This window comes from Pseudomonas sp. GW821-FHT02H09, assembly GCF_059421425.1.
Window position 1 is genome coordinate 33,621 of record NZ_JBWKVA010000026.1, and the last position, 21,500, is coordinate 55,120.

Genomic DNA, 21,500 nt, shown 5'->3' on the forward strand with positions numbered 1-21,500 from the left:
TGATTCGAAGTCCGCCCCTTGTAGGAGCAAGCTTGCTCGCGATGGACGTTAACGATAACGCGGGCTTTCTGAATAAACGCGCCGCCCTTGAGTCCATCGTCGGAACGCCGCCCGGAGCAAGCTCGCTCCTACATTGGCACCAATAAATTAATGGAGCACCACCCATGCCCTCCTCGCCGCAACCGACCTGGCCCGGCACCCACAAAGCCTGTCTGGCCCTGGCGTTCGACCTCGACGGTCCCACCGGCGATGCCATGCTCAATGGCTCGATCTGGCACAAGCCCGAGTATTTCGGCTTCGGCGGGTATGGCCCGTATCGGGCCTTGCCGCGGATTCTCGACCTGCTCGACGAGTTCCGGATTCCGACGACCTTCTTCGTCCCGGCCTGGGTCGTGGAGAACTGGCCCAGGCAATGCCAGGCGATTGTCGAGCGCGGCCATGAAGTGGCGTATCACGGCTACAAACACGAGTCCTTCTATGCCCTGACCCTGGCGCAGCAGCAGGACGTCATGAACAAATGCCGCGAGGTGTTCTGGCAGCATCTGAACATCCGTGCTGAAGGTTTTCGTACCCCATCCGGCGACTGGCGTGCCGAAACTCCGGCCATGCTGGTAGAAGCCGGCGTGATCTATTCCAGCAGCATGCGCGGTGACGATCGGCCGTACCTGGTGCAGGTTCCCGGTCATGCACAGCCATTGGTGGAAATTCCCGGGCGCTGGGAAATGGACGACTACGCCTCACTGGCTTACACCCGCGCACCGGACTTTCCCTCAGGTCTGGACCGCACCGCCAGCTACGAGTTGACGCTGGACAACTGGTGCCGCGAATTCGATGGCGCCGCCGATGAAGGGCTGTGCCTGACCACCTTGTTCCACCCGAAAATCACCGGCAAACCGGGCCGCATTCTGCTGCTCGAACGCCTTTTCGAACACATGCGTCAGCGCGATGACGTGTGGTTCGCCACCTGCCGCGATGTCGCCCACTGGTGGCTCAAGGAGCATCACCATGGCTGAGTCCAGTGTTTGGCCACAAGGTTATCGTTGCGCCGTGGTGCTGACCGTGGACTACAACGACATCCACGGCATTCTGACCCAGGCCCCGGAAGTCGCCGGGCGTGACAAGACGCTGTCGGTCTGGCGCTACGGCACCCAGCGCGGTGTCGATCGCTTGCTGGGTTTGTTCGAGGAGTTGGGTGTACCCGGCAGCTGGTGTATTCCCGGCGTCGTTGCGCAAGAAAATCCCGGGCACATTCGCGCGATCCAGGCCGCCGGGCACGAGATTGCCTGCGCCGGTTACCGCCATGAAAACTACGACACTCTCAGTCTCGCCGAGCAAGTCACTGCACTGGCTCGTGGTTGCCAGGCGCTGACCGATATCACTGGCAAGCCACCACAGGGATTTCGCATCCCGGCCGGCAACTGGGCGCCCGGATTTGTCGAGGCGCTGCGCGCGCAAGGCATTCGCTGGTCGTCGTCCTGGCGCGGGGATGATCTGCCGTTCGCCCACCCCACGGCACCGCAAGTGATCGAGTTGCCGTTGCACTATGAACTCGAGGACGAGCCCTACTTTGCCTTCAACCTCAGTCCGGCGGTGCCGCCGGCGCAATCGCGGATCGCCTCCTACAGCCACACCCTGGGCAACCTGCAGATGGACTTTGCCGGGTTTCATCGTTTCGGCCTGTGCTACGTGCTGCGTCTGCACCCGGAGATTATCGCCACTCCAGGCCGTATCGGGGTGCTGCGCGAACTGCTCAAGGGCATCCAGCAACACGATGACGTGTGGATCGCCACTGCGGCGGATGTCGCACAATGGTGGAGCGAGTCGGCAGCACCAATGACCGAGGACCATCCGGCGGCGGTATATGAGCAGCACTATCGGGCGTACTTGCCATGAGCGAGCGGATGCAGCGGCTGGCGCGTTTCTGTGTCCAGACCCGTTTTGAAGACCTGCCCCCCGAACTGGTGGAGAAAGCCAAACGGCACATCCTCGACACCTTCGGCGCGACACTGGCCGGGACCAGAAGCGAGATTGTCGGTGCCGCATGCCAGACCCTGGGACAAGAGCCGGGCAACGCGTTGGTCTGGGGTACTCACCAGCGCACTGGCGCCACTCAGGCCGCGATGCTCAATGGCATCGCCGCTCACGCGCTGGAACTGGATGATACCGGTGGTTGCGACCACTCTGGCGCGGTGGTGCTACCCGCGGCCATGGCCGCTGCGAGCTTGAGGTCGACACCATTGAGCGGCCAGGAGCTGATCACCGCGGTGGTTATCGGCTATGAAGTGGGTCGCCGGGTTCTCGAAGCCTGCGGCGGCTATTCGGCCCATAACGGCGCAGGTTGGCACTCGACCGCCACCTGTGGGGTGTTCGGCGCGGCGGCGGCCAGTGCGCGCATCCTTGGCCTGGATCAAACGCAAATGCTGTCGGCCCTGGGCATCGCCGGCAGCTTCAGCGGCGGGCTCTGGTGCTTTATCCACGACGGCTCGCAAAGTAAAAAACTCCACAGCGGCCGTGCCGCCGAAGGTGGTTTGCTGGCGGCGCGTTTTGCCCGGCAAGGCATCAGCGGCCCATCGAAGCTGTTCGATGAGGTCTGGGGTGGTTTTCTCAAGACCCTGGCCGGTGACAGCGCTGTGCCCCAGGCACTGGATGAGGCCCTCGGCCAGGTCTGGAAACTCGCCCGTTGCTCGATCAAACCCTATGCCTCGTGCCGTGGCACTCACTCGGCCATAGACGCCCTGGGCCTGCTGCTTGAGCAGTTGCAGGTCAGCGCAGATCAGGTGGAAGACATTCAGGTGTCCCTGTGCGGCTTCTTGAAGGCTATGTGCGGCGGCCGCGACATCAGCACCCTGGCTGCCGCGCAAATGAGCCTGCCCTACGCCCTCGCTGTTCGACTGGTCTATGGCCATGCACGGCTTGATGCCTACGATGATGAGCAGCGTCGCGCCCCGCAGATCCGGCATTGGCTGCAACGCATCCAGCTTGATGTGGATCCGCAGCTGTCAGAGGATGGCGAACCGGTGGTCACGCTGCGTTGTGTGGATGGACGCCAGGCCAGCCTCTGCGTCGAAGTGCCGCTGGGCGCGCCGGGCAATCCGTTGAGCGATGGGGCGCTGCAAAAGAAGTTTCACAGTTTGGCGATGCAGGTGATGCCCAAGGAACAGGCCACAGAGTTGCTGGAGCAATTGTGGCGGCTTGAGGAACTGGAATCTGTTGGGGTGCTGGATAAAGGGTTAACGGGGCAAACGCGCATCCTGTAGCAGCTGGCGAAGCCTGCGTTCGAGCGCGAAGCGGTCGCAATCCGGGCGACTCAATATTTGCTCAGTATCGCGGTATGGCATTTTACGACCGCTACGCGCTCGAACGCAGCCTGGCGGCAGCTGCTACATAGGGTTTGATCGTTCCCACGCTCCCGCGTGGGAATGCAGCCCGTGACGCTGCGCGTCACATTCAAGAGCGGACGCAGAGCGTCCAGTGAGGCATTCCCACGCAGAGCGTGGGAACGATCAACGACAAGGAAATCTGCACCACCGTGGCCACTTACTCGCTTGTAATCCGCCGTTTGATGATCTGCTCGCTGACCATTGTCGTCAGCCGCGCCATCACCAGCCCTTTGCTCACATTGTTCCTGAGTAACAAACTCGGCCTGAACCAGCAGGACGTCGGCCTGTTGCTGGGCATCGCGGTGTTCATTGCCACCCTGCTCGCCCTTTATGGCGGTTACATCATCGATCGCCTGGAAAAGCGCCGGTTGCTGATCCTCGCGATGCTATCCAGCGCTATCGGTTTCGTCCTGCTGACCTTCGCCGAAAACCTGTACCTGACAACCCTGACCCTGGTGATTACCGAAACCGCGTCCGCGCTGTTTCTGATCGGTTCCAAAGCGATCATCAGCGAAAACCTGCCCATGGGCCAACGGGCCAGGGTTTTCTCGCTGCGCTACACCCTGACCAATATCGGCTACGCCACCGGCCCCATGCTCGGGGTGGTGATCGCTGGTGTACAGCCGTTGGCCCCGTTCCTGATCGCTGGCGGCATCGCGTTTTTCAGCACCTTCCTGATGCGCGGAATTCCCTCAGACGCCAGCACCGCCCCCAACAAACCGCAAAGTTTTCTCAACACCCTGGTGACACTGAAAAACGACCGCACGCTGATCATGTTCACCTGCGGCTGCCTGCTCAGTACCGTCGTCCATGGGCGTTACACCCTGTACCTTTCGCAATACCTGTTGGTGACCCAGAACTCCCACAGAGCCCTTGAAACCATGGCGGCGATCCTCGCCTGCAACGCCATCAGCGTGATCCTGTTGCAGTATCAGATCGGCCGTTTCCTGAAGCGTGAGCAACTGCGCTACTGGATCGCCGTGGGCAGCAGCCTGTTCATTCTCGGGCTGATCGGCTTCAGCTACGCCGACAACCTGACCTCGTGGTGCCTGGCGATGTTTGTCTTCACCCTCGGCGAGATGATCATCTACCCGGCGGAGTTTCTCTTCATCGATACTCTTGCCCCCGAGGAGTTGCGCGGCAGCTATTACGGCGCGCAAAACCTCGCAGCCCTGGGCGGCGCCTTGAGTCCGGTGATCTGCGGTTACTTGCTGACCCACTCCGCGCCAGGCACGATGTTCTATGCCTTGAGCGCCCTGACGGCCATGGGCGGTTCGCTGTGCTTCTTGAGCGGACGCAGAGTCTCGACACTTCAAAAATAATGCACTTAAACAGCATCATTATGAATTTGTCAGCGATTCCATTGATCGGCACACTGTGCCGGTTCCTCCCCCAAATGTTGGAACTTTCAAAGGGTTGCCTCGGCAGCCCTTCTTTTTGCCCTCCATCTGCAATTGGATCGTCTTCATCATGCTTGCTCGCTGGTTACCTGCCGCCGTCAATACCCGCCCCACGGAATGGAGTCGCGCCGCCATCGGCATGTCCCTCGGCACCTTGTTCAGTGTGTGGTTCTGCGGGCATGTGTTCGGGATGGACGTGGCGCTGCACCTGATCGGCCCACTGGGGGCTTCGGCGGTACTGCTGTTTGCTGTGTCGTCCGGCGCACTGGCTCAGCCGTGGTCGATTCTCGGCGGCTACTTGACCGCCGCGGTGGTGTCCCTGCTGGTGGCCCACGTGCTTGGCCGAACGCTGGGCAGTGCCTGCCTGGCTGCCGGCATGGCGCTGATTCTGATGTGCTGGTTACGTTGCCTGCATCCACCGGCCGGGGCGCTGGCCTTGCTGCTGGTACTGGCGGATCCCGCGACCATCGCCATGGACTGGCTGGCGCTGGGCCCGGTCATGCTTGGCGCGCTTTGCATGCTGCTCAGTGCCCTGGCCTATAACAACCTGACGCGGATTCGCTACCCAAAGAGCCATAACGAGCCTGTCGCGGTGATTGTGGCCGATCACCCGCCCACAGACACTGCGGGCATCACCGCCGAAGACCTGAGGCGTGCGCTGGAAGACATGCAAGAGTTCTTCGACGTAACCCCGGAAGACCTTGAGCAACTGATCCACGCCAGCGAGCTGCACGCCAGACGCCGCAGTATCGGCCAAGTGCTGGTCAGCAGGGTCTGAGCACAGATAATCAATGGAGCCCCGCTCCGGGCTCCATTGTTGCATTCCCTAGGCCGCCGACCGTTGTTGCGCCGGTACCGCCAGGCTAACCGCCCGCACTGAAGCACCGGCACTCAAGCCCAGGCTTTTCGCTGTTTGCGCATCGACAATTAACGTACCTGCTGCAACTCGCGCCGGCGCAGCGGTGATTCGGCAATTGGCGAACTGACGGTTGTGAATCAGATAGGGCACTGCGAGCTCACCGGGTGTGCCGATACTCAGCTGCAACACCTGACTATCACGCACCGCACGAATGTCACCGGTGGCGCACTCGATCAGCGGCCCGCCGTCAAAGATATCGATGTAGTCCTTATGGTCGAAACCTTCGGCCTTGAGCATGCCCAACGCCGGTTCGGTATTGGGGTGAACCCGACCGATCACCGAGCGCGCCGCTTCAGGCAGCAAACAGGTTGGCAATGGAAACTTGGGCATCAACTCAGCGATAAAGGTCTTGTTACCCAGGCCGGTCAGGTAGTCGGCATCGGCAAAATCCATCTTGAAGAAATGCCGCCCCAGGCCTTCCCAAAACGGCGAAACACCCTCTTCATCCGAGTAACCGCGCATTTCGGCAATCACCTTCTCGCCGAACTTCTCACGAAACTCGGCCAGAAACAGAAACCGCGCCTTGGACAACAACCGGCCATTGAGCCCTTTGCGGTGTCCGGCATGCAGGAACAACGAACACAGCTCCGATTGCCCGGTCATGTCATTACCCAGAAACAACGTCGGCAGCTGTTGATTGATCCCCAGATTCTTCGACGCAGCAACAAACAACCCGAGGCGGTAGTTGTACCAGGGCTCGCGCATGCCCACGGCACCGGCCAGCGCACAAATGCCGACGGCTTCGCCGCTCTCGGTTTCCAGCACAAACAGGTAATCGGCATCCGCTCGTTCGGCCTCGCCGGCGAAGGTTTTCTCCGCCCACTCCAGGCGGTGGCGCAAACGCACGGCATCGGCCGGCAAGGTGGTCAAACCGGTGCCCGCACTGTGGGCCAGGGTCAATAATGCAGGCAGGTCAGCCATTGTGGCAGGACGGACGATCATCGCGATTGCTCCTTGGAGGCCAGATGGTTGGACTGATGTTCAGGCAGACGCTCAGGTAGAAAAACTTCCGCCAGCATGCAGCGCGCACTGCCGCCGCCGATGCGTTCGATGGTGTCGATATTCACCGGCAGCGGTGTGGCGTGACGCTCGATCAATCGGCGTTGCGTCAAGTCCAGCGATTGCCAGGCTGTACGCGACATCACCAGCAAGGGGTCGCCCGCCGCGTTATGGACTTCGAGCATGTTGCCGGCGAACGACTCCAGTTGCTCCCAGCTCAGGGCCATGACCTGTTTGCCGCTGTCCTCCAGCCGAGACTGCAACGCCGAGCGCTCGTTCAGATCGCTGACGGACTCCAGACACACCACGGCGAGGCTGCTGCCCACGCTCATCATCACGTTGGTGTGGTAGATGGCGACGCCCTGACGGTCCACCGCGTTGAACGCGCAGAGCTCATAACCCAGGTGGTCGACCACCTGATTCAAGGCCTGGGCATGGGTGCGAGTGGAATAACCGGCGTAACAAATTCGCTGCTGACGATCGAGAACCATGCTGCCGGTGCCCTCAAGGAACACTTCCTGCTGTTCCAGGCCCGAGAGGTCCAGCATCTGCTCGACCCGGTACTCGTCGCGCAACCACTCCAGTACGCCTTTGTCCCGTTCCAGCCGACGGTTGTGGCCCTGCATCGGGTACAGCACCAAAGTGCCGTCAGGATGGCTGCTCCACCAGTTGTTGGGGAAGATCGAGTCAGGGGTATGCGGCGCTTCGCTGTCGTTGTGCACCATGACGGTGACACCCTGCTCGCGCAATGCGGCGACGTAGCCATCGAACTCTCGCAGAGCCTTGAGCTGCACGTCTTCGGCGAGCGCGGCCTGGCGCTGGAAACGGTTGTTGGCGGCCGTGTCCTGATTGAAAGAGAAACGTGTCGGGCGAATCATCAAAACGGTATTGGTGGTTTGCATGGGCACAGAATCAATGAGGGTTAAGAGGTACTCATTGTCTGGTTTGGCGGGCAGAAAACCCGGCTGATAACGTGGGTGGGTGTGATGGAAATGGCTGAAAGCGAGGGGGTGAGCAGCCGATTCGGCGGGGAAAGATGTGCGCTGGATCGATCGTTCCCACGCTCTGCGTGGTAACGCCTCATCGGACGCTCTGCGTCCGCTTTTGTGACGCAGAGCGTCACGGGCTGCATTCCCACGCGGAGCGTGGGAACGATCTGCAAACCCGGCCGATAACGCGGGTGGGTGTGATGGAAATGGCTGAAAGCGAGGGGGTGAGCAGCCGATTCGGCGGGGAAAGGATGTGCGCTGGATCGATCGTTCCCATGCTCTGCGTGGTAACGCCTCATCGGACGCTCTGCGTCCGCTTTTGTGACGCAGAGCGTCACGGGCTGCATTCCCACGCGGAGCGTGGGAACGATTTCGTAGGGCTTACTCCATCGAGGTCTTGACCATCGCAAGCTCGGGATGGCTGACCAGTTTGTCGATGTGCAAGTCCGGGTCGTCGAACCAGACTTCGGTCAGCACCCGGTAATGCTCCATGTCCCGGCAACGCATACGCAGGCTGTAGTCGAACGCGCCGCTGATCAGGCGGCACTCCAGCACCTGCGGACAGGCACGCACCTTGGCTTCAAACGCCTTCTGCGCCGCCCGCCCGCTCTGGTTCGAAAGCGCCACCAGCACCAGTAACGACAACCCCGGCGTCAGTTTCTTTTCGTCGAGAATCGCCCCATAACCGCGGATAACCCCGAGCTGTTCGAGCTTGCGCACCCGTTCCAGGCACGGCCTGGGAGTCAGGTGCACCCGCTCGGAAAGCTTCTGATAGGTGATGCGCCCTTCATGGCGCAGCACCTCAATGATTGCCTGATCGATACGATCAAGCACGATCGACAGATCGCGGATATCCGCCATGTACGTCTTGCCTCACTTCAAACGACCCGATAAAAATTGCTGCAAACGCTCGCTCTGTGGCTGGTCGAGAATCTCTGCAGTTCCCTGCTCCTCAACCCGGCCTTGATGCAGAAACAACACCTGACTGGACACCTTGCGGGCAAAGCCCATTTCGTGGGTCACCATCAGCATGGTACGCCCCTCTTCTGCCAGGGCCTGAATCACCTTGAGTACTTCACCCACCAGCTCCGGATCGAGCGCCGAGGTCGGCTCGTCGAACAGCAGAATCTGCGGTTCCACCGCCAGGGCCCGGGCAATCGCCACCCGTTGTTGCTGGCCGCCGGAAAGAAACGCCGGGTACTGTTCGGCCACTCGCTGCGGCAAACCGACTTTGTCCAGATAAGCACGAGCGCTTTGCTCAGCGTCCTTGCGACTGACGCCCAGCACACGGCATGGCGCCAGCATAATGTTTTCCAGAACAGTCAGGTGGCTCCACAGGTTGAAATGCTGAAACACCATGGCCAGACGCGTGCGCAGGCGCTGCAACTGCGCGGGACTGGCAACGCGCATGCCACCGGCTGCCGGCCGCGTCGCGATGACTTCGCCATCCAGCTCGATGGAGCCCTCGTCAGCCCGTTCAAGAAAGTTGATACACCGCAGCATGGTGCTTTTCCCGGAACCGCTGGCACCGATCATGCTCACCACATCGCCTGCACGGGCTTTCAACGAGACGCCCTTGAGCACCTCATTGTCACCAAATCGTTTATACAGATTTTCAACCGTCAGCTTGTACATGAAACACTCCTGGAGCCACACCGCTATCGGCACAGCTCTGGACAGAAAGAATGGAGATGAACAACCGCACGCAATGACTCAGTGAGCCGGACCGAGAAAACTCAGCCAGCGCTTCTCTGCCAGGCGGAATGCACCCACCAGCCCGAAAGACAGCGCCAGGTAAAGCAACCCGGCAATGCCGAACGCCTGGAAAGTCATGAAGGTCGCGGCGTTAGCGTCGCGGGCCACCTTGAGGATGTCCGGAATAGTCGCGGTGAAAGCCACCGAAGTCGCATGCAACATCAGGATCACTTCGTTGCTGTAATACGGCAGTGCCCGGCGCAACGCCGAAGGCAGGATCAGCCGTAAGTACAAACGCCAGCCACTCAAGCCATAAGCGTGGGCCGCCTCGATTTCACCATAGGGAATACTGCGAATCGCCCCGGCGAAAATTTCTACGGTGTAGGCACAGGTATTGAGAGTGAACGCCAGCAAGGTGCAATTCATCGCATCGCGAAAGAAGGCTTCCAGCAGTGGCTGAGAACGGACCACCGCAATGCCGTAGATCCCGCTGTAGCAAATCAGTAGCTGGATATACAGCGGCGTGCCACGAAACACATAGGTGAATAGCTGAACCGGCCAGCGCAGCAGGCCCCAGCGCGAGGTCCGCATGATCGCCAGCGGCAGCGAAAGGAAAAACCCCAGCACGATGCTCACGCAGAGCAACCACAAGGTTATCGCTAACCCGGTGAAGTTGTAGCCGTCACTGAAGAGAAAGGGTTTCCAGTATTCCGAAATCAACTCGATCATCGCGTCATCCCCCGTACGCCTTGGTTGTAACGACGCTCAAGCCCGCGCAGCACATAGTTCGACGCACTGGTGATCAGTAAATACAGCGCCGCCGCCAGCAGCAGGAAATCCAGCATATTAAAGGTGCTTTTGCCGGCCTCCTGAGCGACCTTGACCAGGTCCGACAAGCCAATGATCGACACCAGCGCCGTGGCCTTGAGCAGCACCAGCCAGTTATTGCCAAGGCTGGGCAAGGCGAAACGCATCATTTGCGGGAATACCACGAAGCGAAAACGTTGCCAGCGGTTCAAGCCAAATGACGCACCGGCTTCCTGCTGACCGCGCGGAACGCTGAGAATCGCGCCGCGAAAGGTTTCAGTGAAATAGGCGCCGTAGATAAACCCCAGGGTGATGATGCCTGCCACGAACGGGTCGATCTCCATGTAGGGCCAGCCCAGGGCCTCGGTCAGGCTGCTCAGCCAGCCTTGCAGGCTGTAGAAAATCAACAGCATCAGCACCAGATCGGGAACCCCGCGGATCAGTGTCGTGTAGAACGTCGCCGGCAGGTTGAAGAGGCGCAGCGGTGAAAGCTTGGCTGCCGCGCCGACCAGGCCCATCAGCATGCTCACCAATAGCGACAGTGCAGACAGTTTGAGGGTCACCCAGGTGCCGTGCAGCAACAGAGGGCCATAGCCTTGCAGGGCCGACATATCGAGCCCCAAAAAATGAAGGAAGGTATTCACGCAAGTCACCAGTCTTGAATTGCCACAGCCTGGCGCTGCATCGCACAGGACGATACAGCGCTGTCGGTGCGAGGATCAGTTGTTGTAGAGATCAAGATCGCCGAAGTGCTTCTTCTGGATCTGCGCGTAGATGCCCTTTTCATGCAGGGCCTTGATGGCGGTGTTGATCATGCCTTTGAGCTCGTCGTTGTCCTGGCGGATGCCGATGGCGATTTCCGACGGTACCAGCGGGTCGCTGATGCCCTGACTGTTCTGGAAGTCGGCACCTTGCGGCGAAGTCAGGAAACTCATCTGCGCTTGCAGCTTGTCCTGAATCGACGCATCGAGACGGCCGTAAACCAGATCCGCGTAGACCTGATCCTGACTCTGGTAGGCCCGCAGTTTCACGCCACCGGGGGCCAGTCTGGCTTTGGCATAGGTCTCTTGAATCGTGCCCTGCATGTAACCGATGACCTTGCCTTTGAGGGATTCGGCGGTGGGTTCAAGACCGGAATCCTTGCGGGTGACGATGGCGGTCGGGCCGGCATACAGGCGGTCGGAGAAATCGATCTGCTTTTTGCGCGCCTCAGTTACCGTCATCGACGACTCGATCGCATCGAACTTGCCGGCCTTGAGCGCAGGAATCAGCCCGTCGAAGTCGTTACTGACCCACACGCACTTGAGCTTCAGCTCGGCGCAGATTGCATTGCCCAGATCCACACCAAAGCCTTGCACGCCACCATCGGCGGTGGTCGATTCGAACGGTGGATAGCTTGGGTTGACGCCAAATCGCAGCTCTTTCCACTCTTTGGCGCTAGCGCCTGCCGAGCAGAACAACAACGCGAGTACCGGTAAGGCCAGCCATTTTTTGTTCATCTTCGTAAGTCCCGATTTATTTGGATTTATCGCGGCCAGGCACACGACCGAGCCACATTTATGGGCAGGAGCAGAGAGTCGATGCGGCATCCACCGCAACAGCGTTCTTATTGTTTTAAACCGGTGCGTCGCCACACCCCCACCCTGAAACCCTTGTCGCAGACGGCTTCAAATGGAACACCAGAATGCCAACAGAATGCTTGGGGCAGGTGTCGTAACGGCCCGCGCAGACAGCCCGGCTATGCTGATAAGCGGTATTCCACAGCCGAATCGGTCGTTTCCGGCACTTACCCGGCGATAACACCCTTCGAAGGGGCGAATGAACAGGGTTATCCTGCAAAAATGCACACCAGACCTGCAGTTATCCGGGTTGTACATGGCAAATTTGCACTGTTACGATCCGGCATCGTTCGCGCGCGAACACTTCTATAAAGAACAATAAAAGCAGGGAGTTAGTGATGACTGCTCAGGTTTCATCCCAGGCGATACGGTCCGTGGATGCCACGCAAAACGAAGTGCTGGCCGAGGTCCGTAACCATATCGGCCACCTGACCCTCAACCGCCCCGCCGGCCTCAACGCCCTCACTCTGGACATGGTCCGCAGCCTGCACCAGCAACTCGATGCCTGGGCCCATGACCCGCAGGTACATGCGGTGGTGCTGCGCGGTGCCGGTGAAAAAGCCTTTTGTGCCGGTGGCGATATCCGCACGCTGTATGACAGCTTCAAAAGCGGGCAAACCCTGCACCAGGACTTCTTCGTCGAGGAATACGCCCTCGACCTGGCCATCCATCAGTACCGCAAACCGGTGCTGGCGCTGATGGACGGTTTCGTCCTCGGCGGTGGCATGGGTCTGGTGCAAGGCGCGGATCTGCGGGTAGTCACCGAACGCAGCCGTCTGGCGATGCCGGAAGTGGCCATCGGTTATTTCCCGGATGTCGGCGGCAGCTACTTCCTGCCACGCGTTGCGGGCGAGCTGGGGATCTACCTGGGCGTCAGTGGCGTGCAGATCCGCGCTGCCGACGCGCTCTACTGTGGATTGGCCGATTGGTACCTGGAAAGCGACAGGCTGAGCCTGCTGGACCAGCGCCTCGATCACCTGGAGTGGCACGAAACACCGCTCAAGGACCTGCAAGGTCTACTGGCTGCACTTGCCGTGCAGCAACTACCCAACGCACCGTTGCACGCCTTGCGTGGGGCCATCGACCACTTCTTCGCCCTGCCCGATGTGCCGAGCATCGTCGAGCAATTACGCGAAGTCACGGTCGCCGACAGCCACGAGTGGGCCCTTGCCACCGCCACTCTGCTGGAAAGCCGCTCTCCGCTGGCGATGGGCGTAACCTTGGAGATGCTGCGGCGCGGTCGCCAGCTGAGCCTGGAAGAGTGCTTTGCCCTGGAACTGCATCTGGACCGTCAGTGGTTCGAACGTGGTGACCTGATCGAAGGCGTGCGCGCCTTGCTGATCGATAAAGACAAGAACCCGCGCTGGAACCCGCCGACCCTGCAAGCCCTCGATGGCGAGCATGTCGCGAGTTTCTTCAGCGGTTTCGACATGAGTGGGAGCTGAGCCATGCACGACCTTGAATTGAGTGAAGAGCAAGTCATGATCCGCGACATGGCCCGGGACTTTGCCCGCCGTGAAATCGCGCCCCATGCCCAGGCGTGGGAAAAGGCTGGCTGGATCGATGATGCGCTGGTGGCGAAGATGGGCGAGCTCGGTTTGCTCGGCATGGTGGTCCCCGAGGAATGGGGCGGCACCTATGTCGACTACGTCGCCTACGCCCTTGCGGTGGAAGAAATCTCTGCTGGCGACGGCGCGACGGGTGCCTTGATGAGCATCCACAACTCGGTGGGCTGCGGGCCGGTCCTCAACTACGGCACTGAGGAGCAGAAACAGACCTGGCTGGCGGACCTGGCCAGCGGACAAGCCATCGGCTGCTTCGCCCTGACCGAACCCCAGGCCGGCTCCGAGGCCCATAACCTGCGCACCCGCGCCGAGCTGCGCGACGGCCAGTGGGTGATCAATGGCGCCAAGCAATTTGTCAGCAACGGCAAACGGGCCAAACTGGCTATCGTCTTCGCAGTCACCGATGCGCATCTGGGCAAGAAAGGCCTGTCGGCGTTTCTGGTGCCCACCGACACCCCGGGCTTTATCGTCGACCGAACTGAACACAAGATGGGCATCCGTGCCTCCGACACCTGCGCCGTGACCCTCAACCAATGCACCATTCCTGAAGCGAACCTGCTGGGTGAGCGCGGCAAGGGGCTGGCGATTGCACTGTCCAACCTTGAAGGCGGTCGTATCGGCATCGCCGCCCAGGCCTTGGGCATCGCCCGTGCGGCATTCGAAGCGGCGCTGGCTTATTCGCGCGATCGGGTGCAGTTCGACAAGCCGATTATCGAGCACCAGAGCATCGCCAACCTGCTGGCGGACATGCACACCCGTTTGAATGCCGCCCGCTTGCTGATCCTGCACGCGGCGCGTCTGCGCAGTGCCGGCAAACCCTGTCTGTCCGAAGCGTCACAGGCCAAGCTGTTTGCCTCGGAGATGGCCGAAAAGGTCTGTTCTTCGGCCATTCAGATCCACGGTGGTTACGGCTATCTGGAGGATTACCCGGTAGAACGCTTCTACCGCGATGCGCGGATTACGCAGATCTATGAAGGATCGAGCGAGATTCAGCGAATGGTGATTGCGCGAGAGTTGAAGAACTATCAGATCTGACGGCTGAAACCGGGAACCTGATCGTTCCCACGCTGGAGCGTGGGAACGATCTTCGACGCTACATCACTTACCCTTGAACTGCGCCTCGCGCTTGGCGATAAACGCGGCCATCCCTTCTCTGCGATCTTCAATGGCGAACGCCGCATGGAACACCCGGCGTTCGAAACGCACGCCTTCGGACAGGCTGACTTCAAAGGCGCGGTTCACGCTTTCCTTGACCATCATCGCAATCGGCAGGGATTTGCCAGCAATCACCGCTGCAACTTTCAGCGCTTCATCCAGCAACTCATCCACCGGTACGATGCGCGCCACGATTCCGGCGCGCTCGGCTTCCACCGCATCGATCAAGCGCCCGCTCAGGCACATTTCCATCGCCTTGGCCTTGCCCACGGCGCGGGTCAGACGCTGGGTGCCGCCCATACCCGGCAATACACCGAGGTTGATTTCCGGCTGGCCGAATTTGGCGTTATCGCCGGCCAGAATGAAGTCGCACATCAGCGCCAGCTCACAGCCACCACCGAGGGCGAAACCGGCCACCGCGGCGATGATCGGTTTGCGACGGTTGGCCACTCGGTCGCTGTCGCTGAACAGATCGTCGAGGTAGATCTGCGGATAGGTCAGCTCGGCCATTTCCTTGATGTCGGCACCCGCGGCGAAGGCCTTCTTCGATCCTGTGAGCACGATGCAGCCAATCTCGGGGTTGGCTTCCAGGCCGTCCAGCGCCTGGTTCAGCTCACTGACGATCTGCGCATTCAGCGCATTCAGGGCTTGCGGGCGGTTGAGCGTGATCAGGCCAACCCGGCCCTGAACTTCCAGCAAAATCGTTTCATAACTCATGGATGGGCTCCTGCCTTAGAAAGAGTAGAGATACAGAGTCAAAGATTGCGTGAAATGACCATGCGCTGAATATCGCTGGTGCCTTCGTAAATCTGGCAGACGCGCACGTCGCGGTAAATGCGCTCCAGCGGAAAGTCGTTCAGGTAGCCATAGCCACCGAGGGTTTGCAACGCCGAGGAGCAGACCTTTTCAGCCATTTCCGAAGCGAACAGCTTGGCCATCGACGCCTCCACCAGCGCCGGTTTGCCGCTGTCACGCAGGGCCGCCGCGTAATGCACCATCTGCCGGGCGACAGCGATCTGTGTGGCCATGTCCGCCAGGCGGAAAGCCACGGCTTGATGCTCGATCAGCGTCTTGCCGAAACTTTCCCGCTCGCGGGCGTAATCGCGCGCGGCTTCAAAAGCTGCGCGGGCCATGCCCACCGATTGCGAGGCAATACCCACACGCCCGCCTTCGAGGTTGGCCAGCGCGATTTTGTAGCCTTCACCCTCCTCACCCAAGCGGTTGGCGACCGGTACTTTCACGTCTTCGAAAAGAATCTGGCAGGTGTCCGACGCGTGCTGACCGAGCTTGTCTTCGATCCGCGCGACCTTATAGCCAGGCGAATCGGTGGGGACGATAAACGCGCTGATACCGCGCTTGCCGGCACTCGGATCAGTCACTGCAAACACAATCACGATGCCGGCGTTTTGCCCGGAGGTGATGAACTGTTTGCAGCCGTTGAGTACGTAGTGATCACCGTTCAACCGGGCACGGGTTTTCAGGCTGCTGGCGTCGGAGCCGGCCTGGGGTTCGGTCAAGGCAAAGGCACCCAGCATCGCGCCGCTGGCCAATGGTTTAAGGAATTGCTCTTTCTGTTGATCGTTGCCGAACTTGAGGATCGGCACGCAACCCACCGAGTTGTGCACACTCATGATGGTCGAGCAGGCGCCGTCACCGGCGGCGATTTCTTCCAGGGCCATGGCGTAGGCCAGGTAACCAGTGTCGCAACCGCCCCACTGCTCCGGCACCAACATGCCGAAGAAGCCCAGTCCGGCCATCTCGCCGATGGCTTCCTTGGGGAAGCGATGTTCACGATCCCACTCGGCGGCGAACGGTTTCAGCCGTTCCTGGGCAAACTGCCGGGCCGCGTCGCTGATCTGTAGTTGTTCGTCAGTCGGGAGCATAAGGATTCCTTAGTACAGGACTTCAACAGCCATGGCCGTTGCTTCGCCGCCACCGATGCAGATGGCCGCCACGCCGCGATGCAGGCCTTTCTGGCGCAGGGCCGAAAGCAGCGTCACCAGAATCCGCGCACCGGACGCACCGATCGGATGGCCCAGGGCGCAAGCGCCACCGTGTACGTTGACCTTCTCATGGGGGATTTCCAGTTTGCTCATGGTCACCAGACTGACCACCGCAAAGGCTTCGTTGACTTCGAACAGTTCGACCTCGTCCAGCGACCAGCCGGTCTTGTTCATCAGTTTCTTGATCGCACCCACCGGTGCCACCGGGAACAGGCCCGGCGTATCGGCAAACGCCGCATGGCCGTGAATCACTGCCAGCGGTTTGAGGCCACGTTTTTCAGCCTCGGAGCGGCGCATCAATACCAATGCCGCAGCGCCGTCGGAAATCGAACTGGAGTTGGCAGCAGTGACCGTGCCGCCTTCGCGGAACGCCGGTTTCAGCCCGGTAATCTTGTCCAGTTTGGCCTTTGGCGGTTGCTCATCGTCGCTGATCAGCTTCTGCTCCTTGCCGACCATCACCTGCAACGGCACGATCTCGGCGGCGAAACTGCCGTCTTTGATCGCCTGTTGGGCACGAGTCGTCGAAGCAATGGCAAATTCGTCCTGAACTTCGCGGCTGAAGCCGTTGGCTTCGGCGCAATCCTCGGCAAAGGTGCCCATCAGGCGGCCCTTGTCGTAAGCGTCTTCCAGACCGTCGAAAAACATATGGTCGATGACCTGGCCATGGCCCATGCGCAAGCCACTGCGGGCGCGGTCCAGCAGATAGGGTGCGTTGGACATGCTTTCCATGCCACCGGCCACCACCACCTCGGCGCTGCCGGCCAGCAGCATGTCGTGGGCCAGAATGGCTGCCTCCATACCGGAACCGCACATTTTGTTCAGCGTGGTGCAGCGGGTCGACTTGTCGAGCCCGGCGCCCAGCGCCGCTTGCCGTGCGGGCGCCTGACCGAGACCGGCCGAGAGCACGCAACCGAATAACACTTCTTCCACCGCGCCAGGTGCAACACCGGCGCGCTCGACTGCAGCGCGGATCGCAGCGGCACCCAGTTGCGGTGCGCTCAGGCTTTTCAGTTCACCCTGAAAACCGCCCATCGGGGTGCGGACGGCACTGACAATAACAATCGGATCGTTGGTAATAGTCATGATAAATCCTCCTTACTTGGCGGCCATGCGCAAGGCACCGTCGAGACGGATCACCTCACCGTTGAGCATGCTGTTTTCAATAATATGCCTAACCAGCGCAGCGTACTCCGAAGGTTTGCCCAGACGCGGCGGGAACGGAACGCCAGCGGCGAGAGAGTCGCGCACTTCCTGGGTCATGCCGGCCATCATTGGGGTTTCGAAGATCCCCGGAGCGATGGTCATCACCCGAATTCCGTAGCGCGCCAGTTCACGGGCGGCGGGCAAGGTCAGGCTGGCAATCGCGCCTTTGGAAGCGGCATAGGCTGCCTGACCGATCTGGCCGTCGAAGGCGGCGGCCGAGGCGGTGTTGATGATCACACCGCGTGAACCGTCGGCATCGGCTTCGCCGTCGGCAATGGCCGCGGCTGCCAGACGCAGCAGGTTGAAGCTGCCGATCAGGTTGACGTTGATCACCTGGCTGAAACTGGCCAGCGCATGAGGGCCGTTCTTGCCGAGAATCTTCTCGCCGCGCACCACGCCCGCGCAGTTGACCAGCCCGTGCAACCCGCCAAAGGCTGCGACCGTTGCCTTTACCGCCGCCTCGGCTGCCGCTTCCTGACAGATATCGGCCACGACGCTTTGCGCCTGTGAACCGAGCTTTTGCGCTTGGGCCGCCACGGCGTCGGCGTTCAAATCCACCAGCATCACCCTGGCACCAGCGGCCACCAGCATCTCAGCCGTAGCGGCGCCCAAACCGGACGCGCCACCGCTGACGAGAAAAACCTTATTTTCGATCTGCATCGTTGTTTCCTTGGTTTCAAGCCTTGTGAGCCACGGCCTCTTGAGCCTTGGCGATTTCCTGATTGCGCAAGATAAAGCGCTGCAACTTGCCGCTTGGGGTTTTCGGCAGTTCGCTGACAAATTCGATTTCACGGGGGTACGAGTGCGCCGCCAGGCGCTTGCGCACGTGCTGGCGCAGCTCTTCGGCCAGCTGCGGCGCGGCACGGTATTGCGGGCTGAGCACGACAAAGGCTTTCACCAGCTCGGTGCGTTCCGGGTCGGGTTTTCCGATCACCGCCGCCTCGACCACCGCCGGGTGTTCAATCAGTGCGCTCTCCACGTCGAACGGGCCGACCCGATAACCCGAAGTGGTGATCACGTCATCGCTGCGGCCGACGAAGCTGATGCTGCCGTCCGGGTTCAGCTCCACGGTATCGCCGCTGAGGTAGTAGTTGCCTACAAATGCCTTGGTCGGCGCACCTTCATAGCCGGCGAACCAGCACATCGGTGACTGGGTGCGATCAATCGCCAGAATGCCCGGCTGCCCGGCCGGCAGCTCCTGGTAGTGATCATCGAGCACCACAATTCGGTGCCCAGGCGAGGCGAAACCTGCCGAACCGACATGCACCGGATGCTCCAGACCGTGGTGATTGCACAGCACCATGCCTAGCTCGGTCTGGCCGTAATGGTCGTGGATGACCACCCCCAGGTTATCGGCGAACCAGCGAATCACTTCCGGGTTCAGCGGCTCACCGGCGCTGCTGACGATACGCAGCTTGCCCTTGATCGAGCGGGCGAACTCATCACCGCCGGCGATCAGCAAGCGATACGCCGTCGGCGAACCGGTCAGGTTGGTAATGCCGTATTTGTTGATCACCCGGCAGGTGCTTTCCAGGGTGAACGGACCATCGTAGAAGGTGATCGGATGGCCCATGGACAGCGGGCCGGTAACGCCGAAATAGATGCCGTAGGCCCAACCCGGATCGGCAACGTTCCAGAACGCGTCTTCCGGGCGCAGGTCCACCGCATCACGGGTATAGCTCTGAAACGCGACAATCGCCTTGAGCGGTACGGCCAGCGCTTTGGACGGACCGGTGGTGCCCGAGGTGAACATCAGCAGGAAAGGATCGTCGCCGCTAAGCAGGACTGGCTCGCAGTCGGCCGAATAGTTGGCTTGCTCGGCCCAGAAACTGAAGTCGCCGCGCACGATGCCCTGGCCCTTGGGCCCGCCCACGGTGACGATGGTCGGGCAGCCGGTCACTTCGGTGAGTTTGGAACGGTTAGCGGCGTCGGTCACCACCAGCGCTGCACCGGAGCTGCTCAGCCGATGCTCGATGGCTTTGGGGCCGAAGGCGGTAAACAACGGCTGGTAGACCGCGCCAATGCGCCAGGTGGCGAAGACTGTAATTAGCAACTCAACGTTACGCGGCAAGAGGCCTGCGACTTTGTCGCCCTTCTTGACGCCTTGGGCCAGCAGAAAGTTGGCGAAGCGCGCGGCCTTGTCCTGCAATTCGCTGAAGGTGTAGGTCGCACTGGTGCTATCGCGGCCCTCCCAGAACAACGCAATACGTCCCGGCAAGGCATGCCGGTCGCAGCATTCGACGCACGCATTGAGCCCCGCCAGAGTGCCCTTCAGGGCTTCATCGACAGTGTGTTGATAATCGAATTGTGCAGTGGCAGACAAGTAATCGCGCATCACCAGAATCCCTCGGTCTTTTTATTAGTAGGAACCGTGAAAAATCCTGGAAATACTCGCTCTGTGTGGGGTGCTGGGCAATGGTCAAAGCTATCAAGTTACGTGACTGGTTTGGCCAAGATTTGAAGGATTGATCGTTCCCACGCTCTGCGTGGGAACAATCAAATGCCCGGGATTGAACCCTGACCACTTGCGAAACGCTTTTGGATCGTTCCCACGCTCTGCGTGGGAATGCCTCACCGGACGCTCCGCGTCCGCTTTGGCAGTGACACGGAGCGTCACGGGCTGCATTCCCACGCGGGAGCGTGGGAACGATCAAGGTCTAAGGCCAAGTGCTGCGTCCTACCCCGCCTCATTCAAAATCAAACTCCGGTAATGCCCGGGATTGGACCCTGACCACTTGCGAAACGCTTTGTAGAACGAGCTGGCATCGGCAAATCCCAGCCGCGTGGCGATTTCGGCGAAGCTGATCTGCGGTTCGGCCAGCCAGAGTATCGCCAGCTCCTTGCGCACGCTGTCCTTGAGTCCTTGATAGGTCTGGCCCTCTTCGGCCAGACGGCGGCGCAAGGTTGAAGCCGACATGCACAGACGTTGCGCCAGGCTATCGGTTTCCGGCCAGTGTTCGGCGGGCAAGTGCCGCAGATCGTTCTTGATCCGGCTGGCCAGGCTTTCCGGGTCGCGATACTTGACCAGGATATTGGCTGGTGCATGGGCCAGAAAACGCTTGAGTTCGTCGCTGCTGCGCTTGATTGGCAGATCGAGGCAATCTGCCGAAAAAATCATCCGGGTCCGCGGTCGGTCAAAACGCAGGTTCTCGGAAAACATCACCTTATAGTCGTCGCAAAAGTCTGGCTCCGGGCAACGCAGCTCAATGGCGAGAATCGGAATACGCCGCCCGGCCAGCCAGCAGGCAACGCCGTGGACAATCATCCAGTAGGTGAAATAGGTAAAGGCTCGCCGCGGTTCCTTATCGTCTTCGAGCAGGACGATTTCCGCCAGGCTCTGCTGATGAACAAGCTGTGCCGGCAAGCGTTCGAGCATCAAGGAGAGAAACTCCAGCCCCGACGCCAGGCTCGTCGCAAGCGTCGGTTGCGCCATGCTGGAACGACACAGAAACGCCAGGCTACCGGACCTCAGCTGGCGCGGATCCATACCAAAGAACTCATCGTCCAGGCGCCGGGCCAACAAGCGCCACAGCCGTGCATAGGCGGTGGCCGGTACGCGGGCGTCAGCGACCTCCAGCAGCATCGGATCGATCCCGACCTTGTGCAATACCTCATGCGTGGCGGTACCGGGCGCGCAACTCTGCAGCAGCGCTTCGCGCACGAGCTGGATGGAAATGGTGTCTTTTTCCGACATTGACGATTGCACTGCCCTGCGCAAATGAATGGGGCGGCCATCTTAACGTAGGCGCTGGCGCAGCCTGCGATC

Annotated in this window: 20 protein-coding genes; 7 read left to right on the forward strand and 13 right to left on the reverse strand. The window is 60.5% G+C overall.

All coding sequences use genetic code 11. The features are described 5' to 3' along the window. Nucleotides 1-164: 164 nt before the first annotated feature. From AC07VR_RS27460 to AC07VR_RS27480, 5 genes are all read left to right on the forward strand, one after another. Nucleotides 165-1,013 carry a polysaccharide deacetylase family protein gene (locus AC07VR_RS27460; RefSeq protein ID WP_495013123.1) on the forward strand — a complete coding sequence of 283 codons (849 nt, stop codon included), beginning with the start codon at nucleotides 165-167 and terminating at the stop codon, nucleotides 1,011-1,013. Then, nucleotides 1,006-1,893: a polysaccharide deacetylase family protein gene (locus AC07VR_RS27465; RefSeq protein WP_495013124.1), complete on the forward strand. Its 888-nt coding sequence runs from the start codon at nucleotides 1,006-1,008 to the stop codon at nucleotides 1,891-1,893. Before AC07VR_RS27460 ends, AC07VR_RS27465 begins: the two co-directional genes overlap by 8 nt. After that, nucleotides 1,890-3,257, forward strand: a complete 1,368-nt coding sequence (locus AC07VR_RS27470) for an MmgE/PrpD family protein (RefSeq protein ID WP_495013125.1) — start codon at nucleotides 1,890-1,892, stop codon at nucleotides 3,255-3,257. Before AC07VR_RS27465 ends, AC07VR_RS27470 begins: the two co-directional genes overlap by 4 nt. Nucleotides 3,258-3,529: 272 nt before the next feature. After that, complete coding sequence (locus AC07VR_RS27475; RefSeq protein ID WP_495013156.1) at nucleotides 3,530-4,702, forward strand: MFS transporter; 1,173 nt, start codon at nucleotides 3,530-3,532, stop codon at nucleotides 4,700-4,702. A gap of 148 nt (nucleotides 4,703-4,850) precedes the next feature. Further along, nucleotides 4,851-5,558, forward strand: coding sequence for an HPP family protein (locus AC07VR_RS27480; RefSeq protein WP_495013126.1), 708 nt, complete (start codon nucleotides 4,851-4,853; stop codon nucleotides 5,556-5,558). Nucleotides 5,559-5,606: 48 nt separating this feature from the next. On the opposite strand, the gene astA is transcribed toward AC07VR_RS27480, so the two are convergent. From astA to AC07VR_RS27515, 7 genes are all read right to left on the reverse strand, one after another. After that, a complete protein-coding gene (astA, locus tag AC07VR_RS27485; protein ID WP_494991370.1) occupies nucleotides 5,607-6,641 on the reverse strand; it encodes an arginine N-succinyltransferase in 1,035 nt (344 codons plus the stop codon). Beyond that, nucleotides 6,638-7,600 carry a citrulline utilization hydrolase CtlX gene (ctlX, locus tag AC07VR_RS27490; RefSeq protein ID WP_494991369.1) on the reverse strand — a complete coding sequence of 321 codons (963 nt, stop codon included), beginning with the start codon at nucleotides 7,598-7,600 and terminating at the stop codon, nucleotides 6,638-6,640. The genes astA and ctlX overlap by 4 nt, the downstream gene beginning before the upstream one ends. 468 nt (nucleotides 7,601-8,068) lie before the next feature. Beyond that, nucleotides 8,069-8,548: an Lrp/AsnC family transcriptional regulator gene (locus AC07VR_RS27495; RefSeq protein WP_090322115.1), complete on the reverse strand. Its 480-nt coding sequence runs from the start codon at nucleotides 8,546-8,548 to the stop codon at nucleotides 8,069-8,071. 12 nt (nucleotides 8,549-8,560) lie between these two features. Then, nucleotides 8,561-9,322, reverse strand: a complete 762-nt coding sequence (locus AC07VR_RS27500) for an ABC transporter ATP-binding protein (protein WP_494991368.1) — start codon at nucleotides 9,320-9,322, stop codon at nucleotides 8,561-8,563. A 78-nt stretch (nucleotides 9,323-9,400) separates the two neighbouring features. Continuing rightward, nucleotides 9,401-10,111, reverse strand: a complete 711-nt coding sequence (locus tag AC07VR_RS27505; RefSeq protein WP_494991367.1) for an ABC transporter permease — start codon at nucleotides 10,109-10,111, stop codon at nucleotides 9,401-9,403. After that, on the reverse strand, nucleotides 10,108-10,800 hold the full coding sequence (locus AC07VR_RS27510) for an ABC transporter permease (protein ID WP_494991721.1): 693 nt from the start codon (nucleotides 10,798-10,800) through the stop codon (nucleotides 10,108-10,110). The genes AC07VR_RS27505 and AC07VR_RS27510 overlap by 4 nt, the downstream gene beginning before the upstream one ends. Before the next feature lie 108 nt (nucleotides 10,801-10,908). Beyond that, on the reverse strand, nucleotides 10,909-11,688 hold the full coding sequence (locus tag AC07VR_RS27515) for a transporter substrate-binding domain-containing protein (RefSeq protein WP_494991366.1): 780 nt from the start codon (nucleotides 11,686-11,688) through the stop codon (nucleotides 10,909-10,911). Nucleotides 11,689-12,146: 458 nt separating this feature from the next. On the opposite strand from AC07VR_RS27515, the gene AC07VR_RS27520 reads away from it, so the two are divergent. Continuing rightward, nucleotides 12,147-13,253, forward strand: coding sequence for an enoyl-CoA hydratase/isomerase family protein (locus tag AC07VR_RS27520; protein WP_495013127.1), 1,107 nt, complete (start codon nucleotides 12,147-12,149; stop codon nucleotides 13,251-13,253). A gap of 3 nt (nucleotides 13,254-13,256) precedes the next feature. Then, nucleotides 13,257-14,408 (forward strand): acyl-CoA dehydrogenase family protein, encoded by a 1,152-nt coding sequence (locus tag AC07VR_RS27525; RefSeq protein ID WP_494991364.1) that lies wholly within the window; start codon nucleotides 13,257-13,259, stop codon nucleotides 14,406-14,408. Nucleotides 14,409-14,471: 63 nt separating this feature from the next. On the opposite strand, the gene AC07VR_RS27530 is transcribed toward AC07VR_RS27525, so the two are convergent. The 6 genes from AC07VR_RS27530 to AC07VR_RS27555 form a co-directional block, all read right to left on the reverse strand. Continuing rightward, on the reverse strand, nucleotides 14,472-15,245 hold the full coding sequence (locus AC07VR_RS27530) for an enoyl-CoA hydratase (RefSeq protein ID WP_494991363.1): 774 nt from the start codon (nucleotides 15,243-15,245) through the stop codon (nucleotides 14,472-14,474). Nucleotides 15,246-15,283: 38 nt separating this feature from the next. Beyond that, a complete protein-coding gene (locus AC07VR_RS27535) occupies nucleotides 15,284-16,411 on the reverse strand; it encodes an acyl-CoA dehydrogenase (RefSeq protein ID WP_495013128.1) in 1,128 nt (375 codons plus the stop codon). A 9-nt stretch (nucleotides 16,412-16,420) separates the two neighbouring features. Further along, complete coding sequence (locus AC07VR_RS27540) at nucleotides 16,421-17,614, reverse strand: acetyl-CoA C-acyltransferase (protein WP_494991361.1); 1,194 nt, start codon at nucleotides 17,612-17,614, stop codon at nucleotides 16,421-16,423. Nucleotides 17,615-17,626: 12 nt separating this feature from the next. Further along, nucleotides 17,627-18,394, reverse strand: a complete 768-nt coding sequence (locus AC07VR_RS27545; protein ID WP_494991360.1) for an SDR family NAD(P)-dependent oxidoreductase — start codon at nucleotides 18,392-18,394, stop codon at nucleotides 17,627-17,629. Between the two features lie 16 nt (nucleotides 18,395-18,410). Beyond that, a complete protein-coding gene (locus AC07VR_RS27550) occupies nucleotides 18,411-20,069 on the reverse strand; it encodes an AMP-binding protein (RefSeq protein ID WP_494991359.1) in 1,659 nt (552 codons plus the stop codon). Between the two features lie 342 nt (nucleotides 20,070-20,411). Next, nucleotides 20,412-21,428: an AraC family transcriptional regulator gene (locus tag AC07VR_RS27555; protein ID WP_494991358.1), complete on the reverse strand. Its 1,017-nt coding sequence runs from the start codon at nucleotides 21,426-21,428 to the stop codon at nucleotides 20,412-20,414. Nucleotides 21,429-21,500 lie beyond the last annotated feature (72 nt).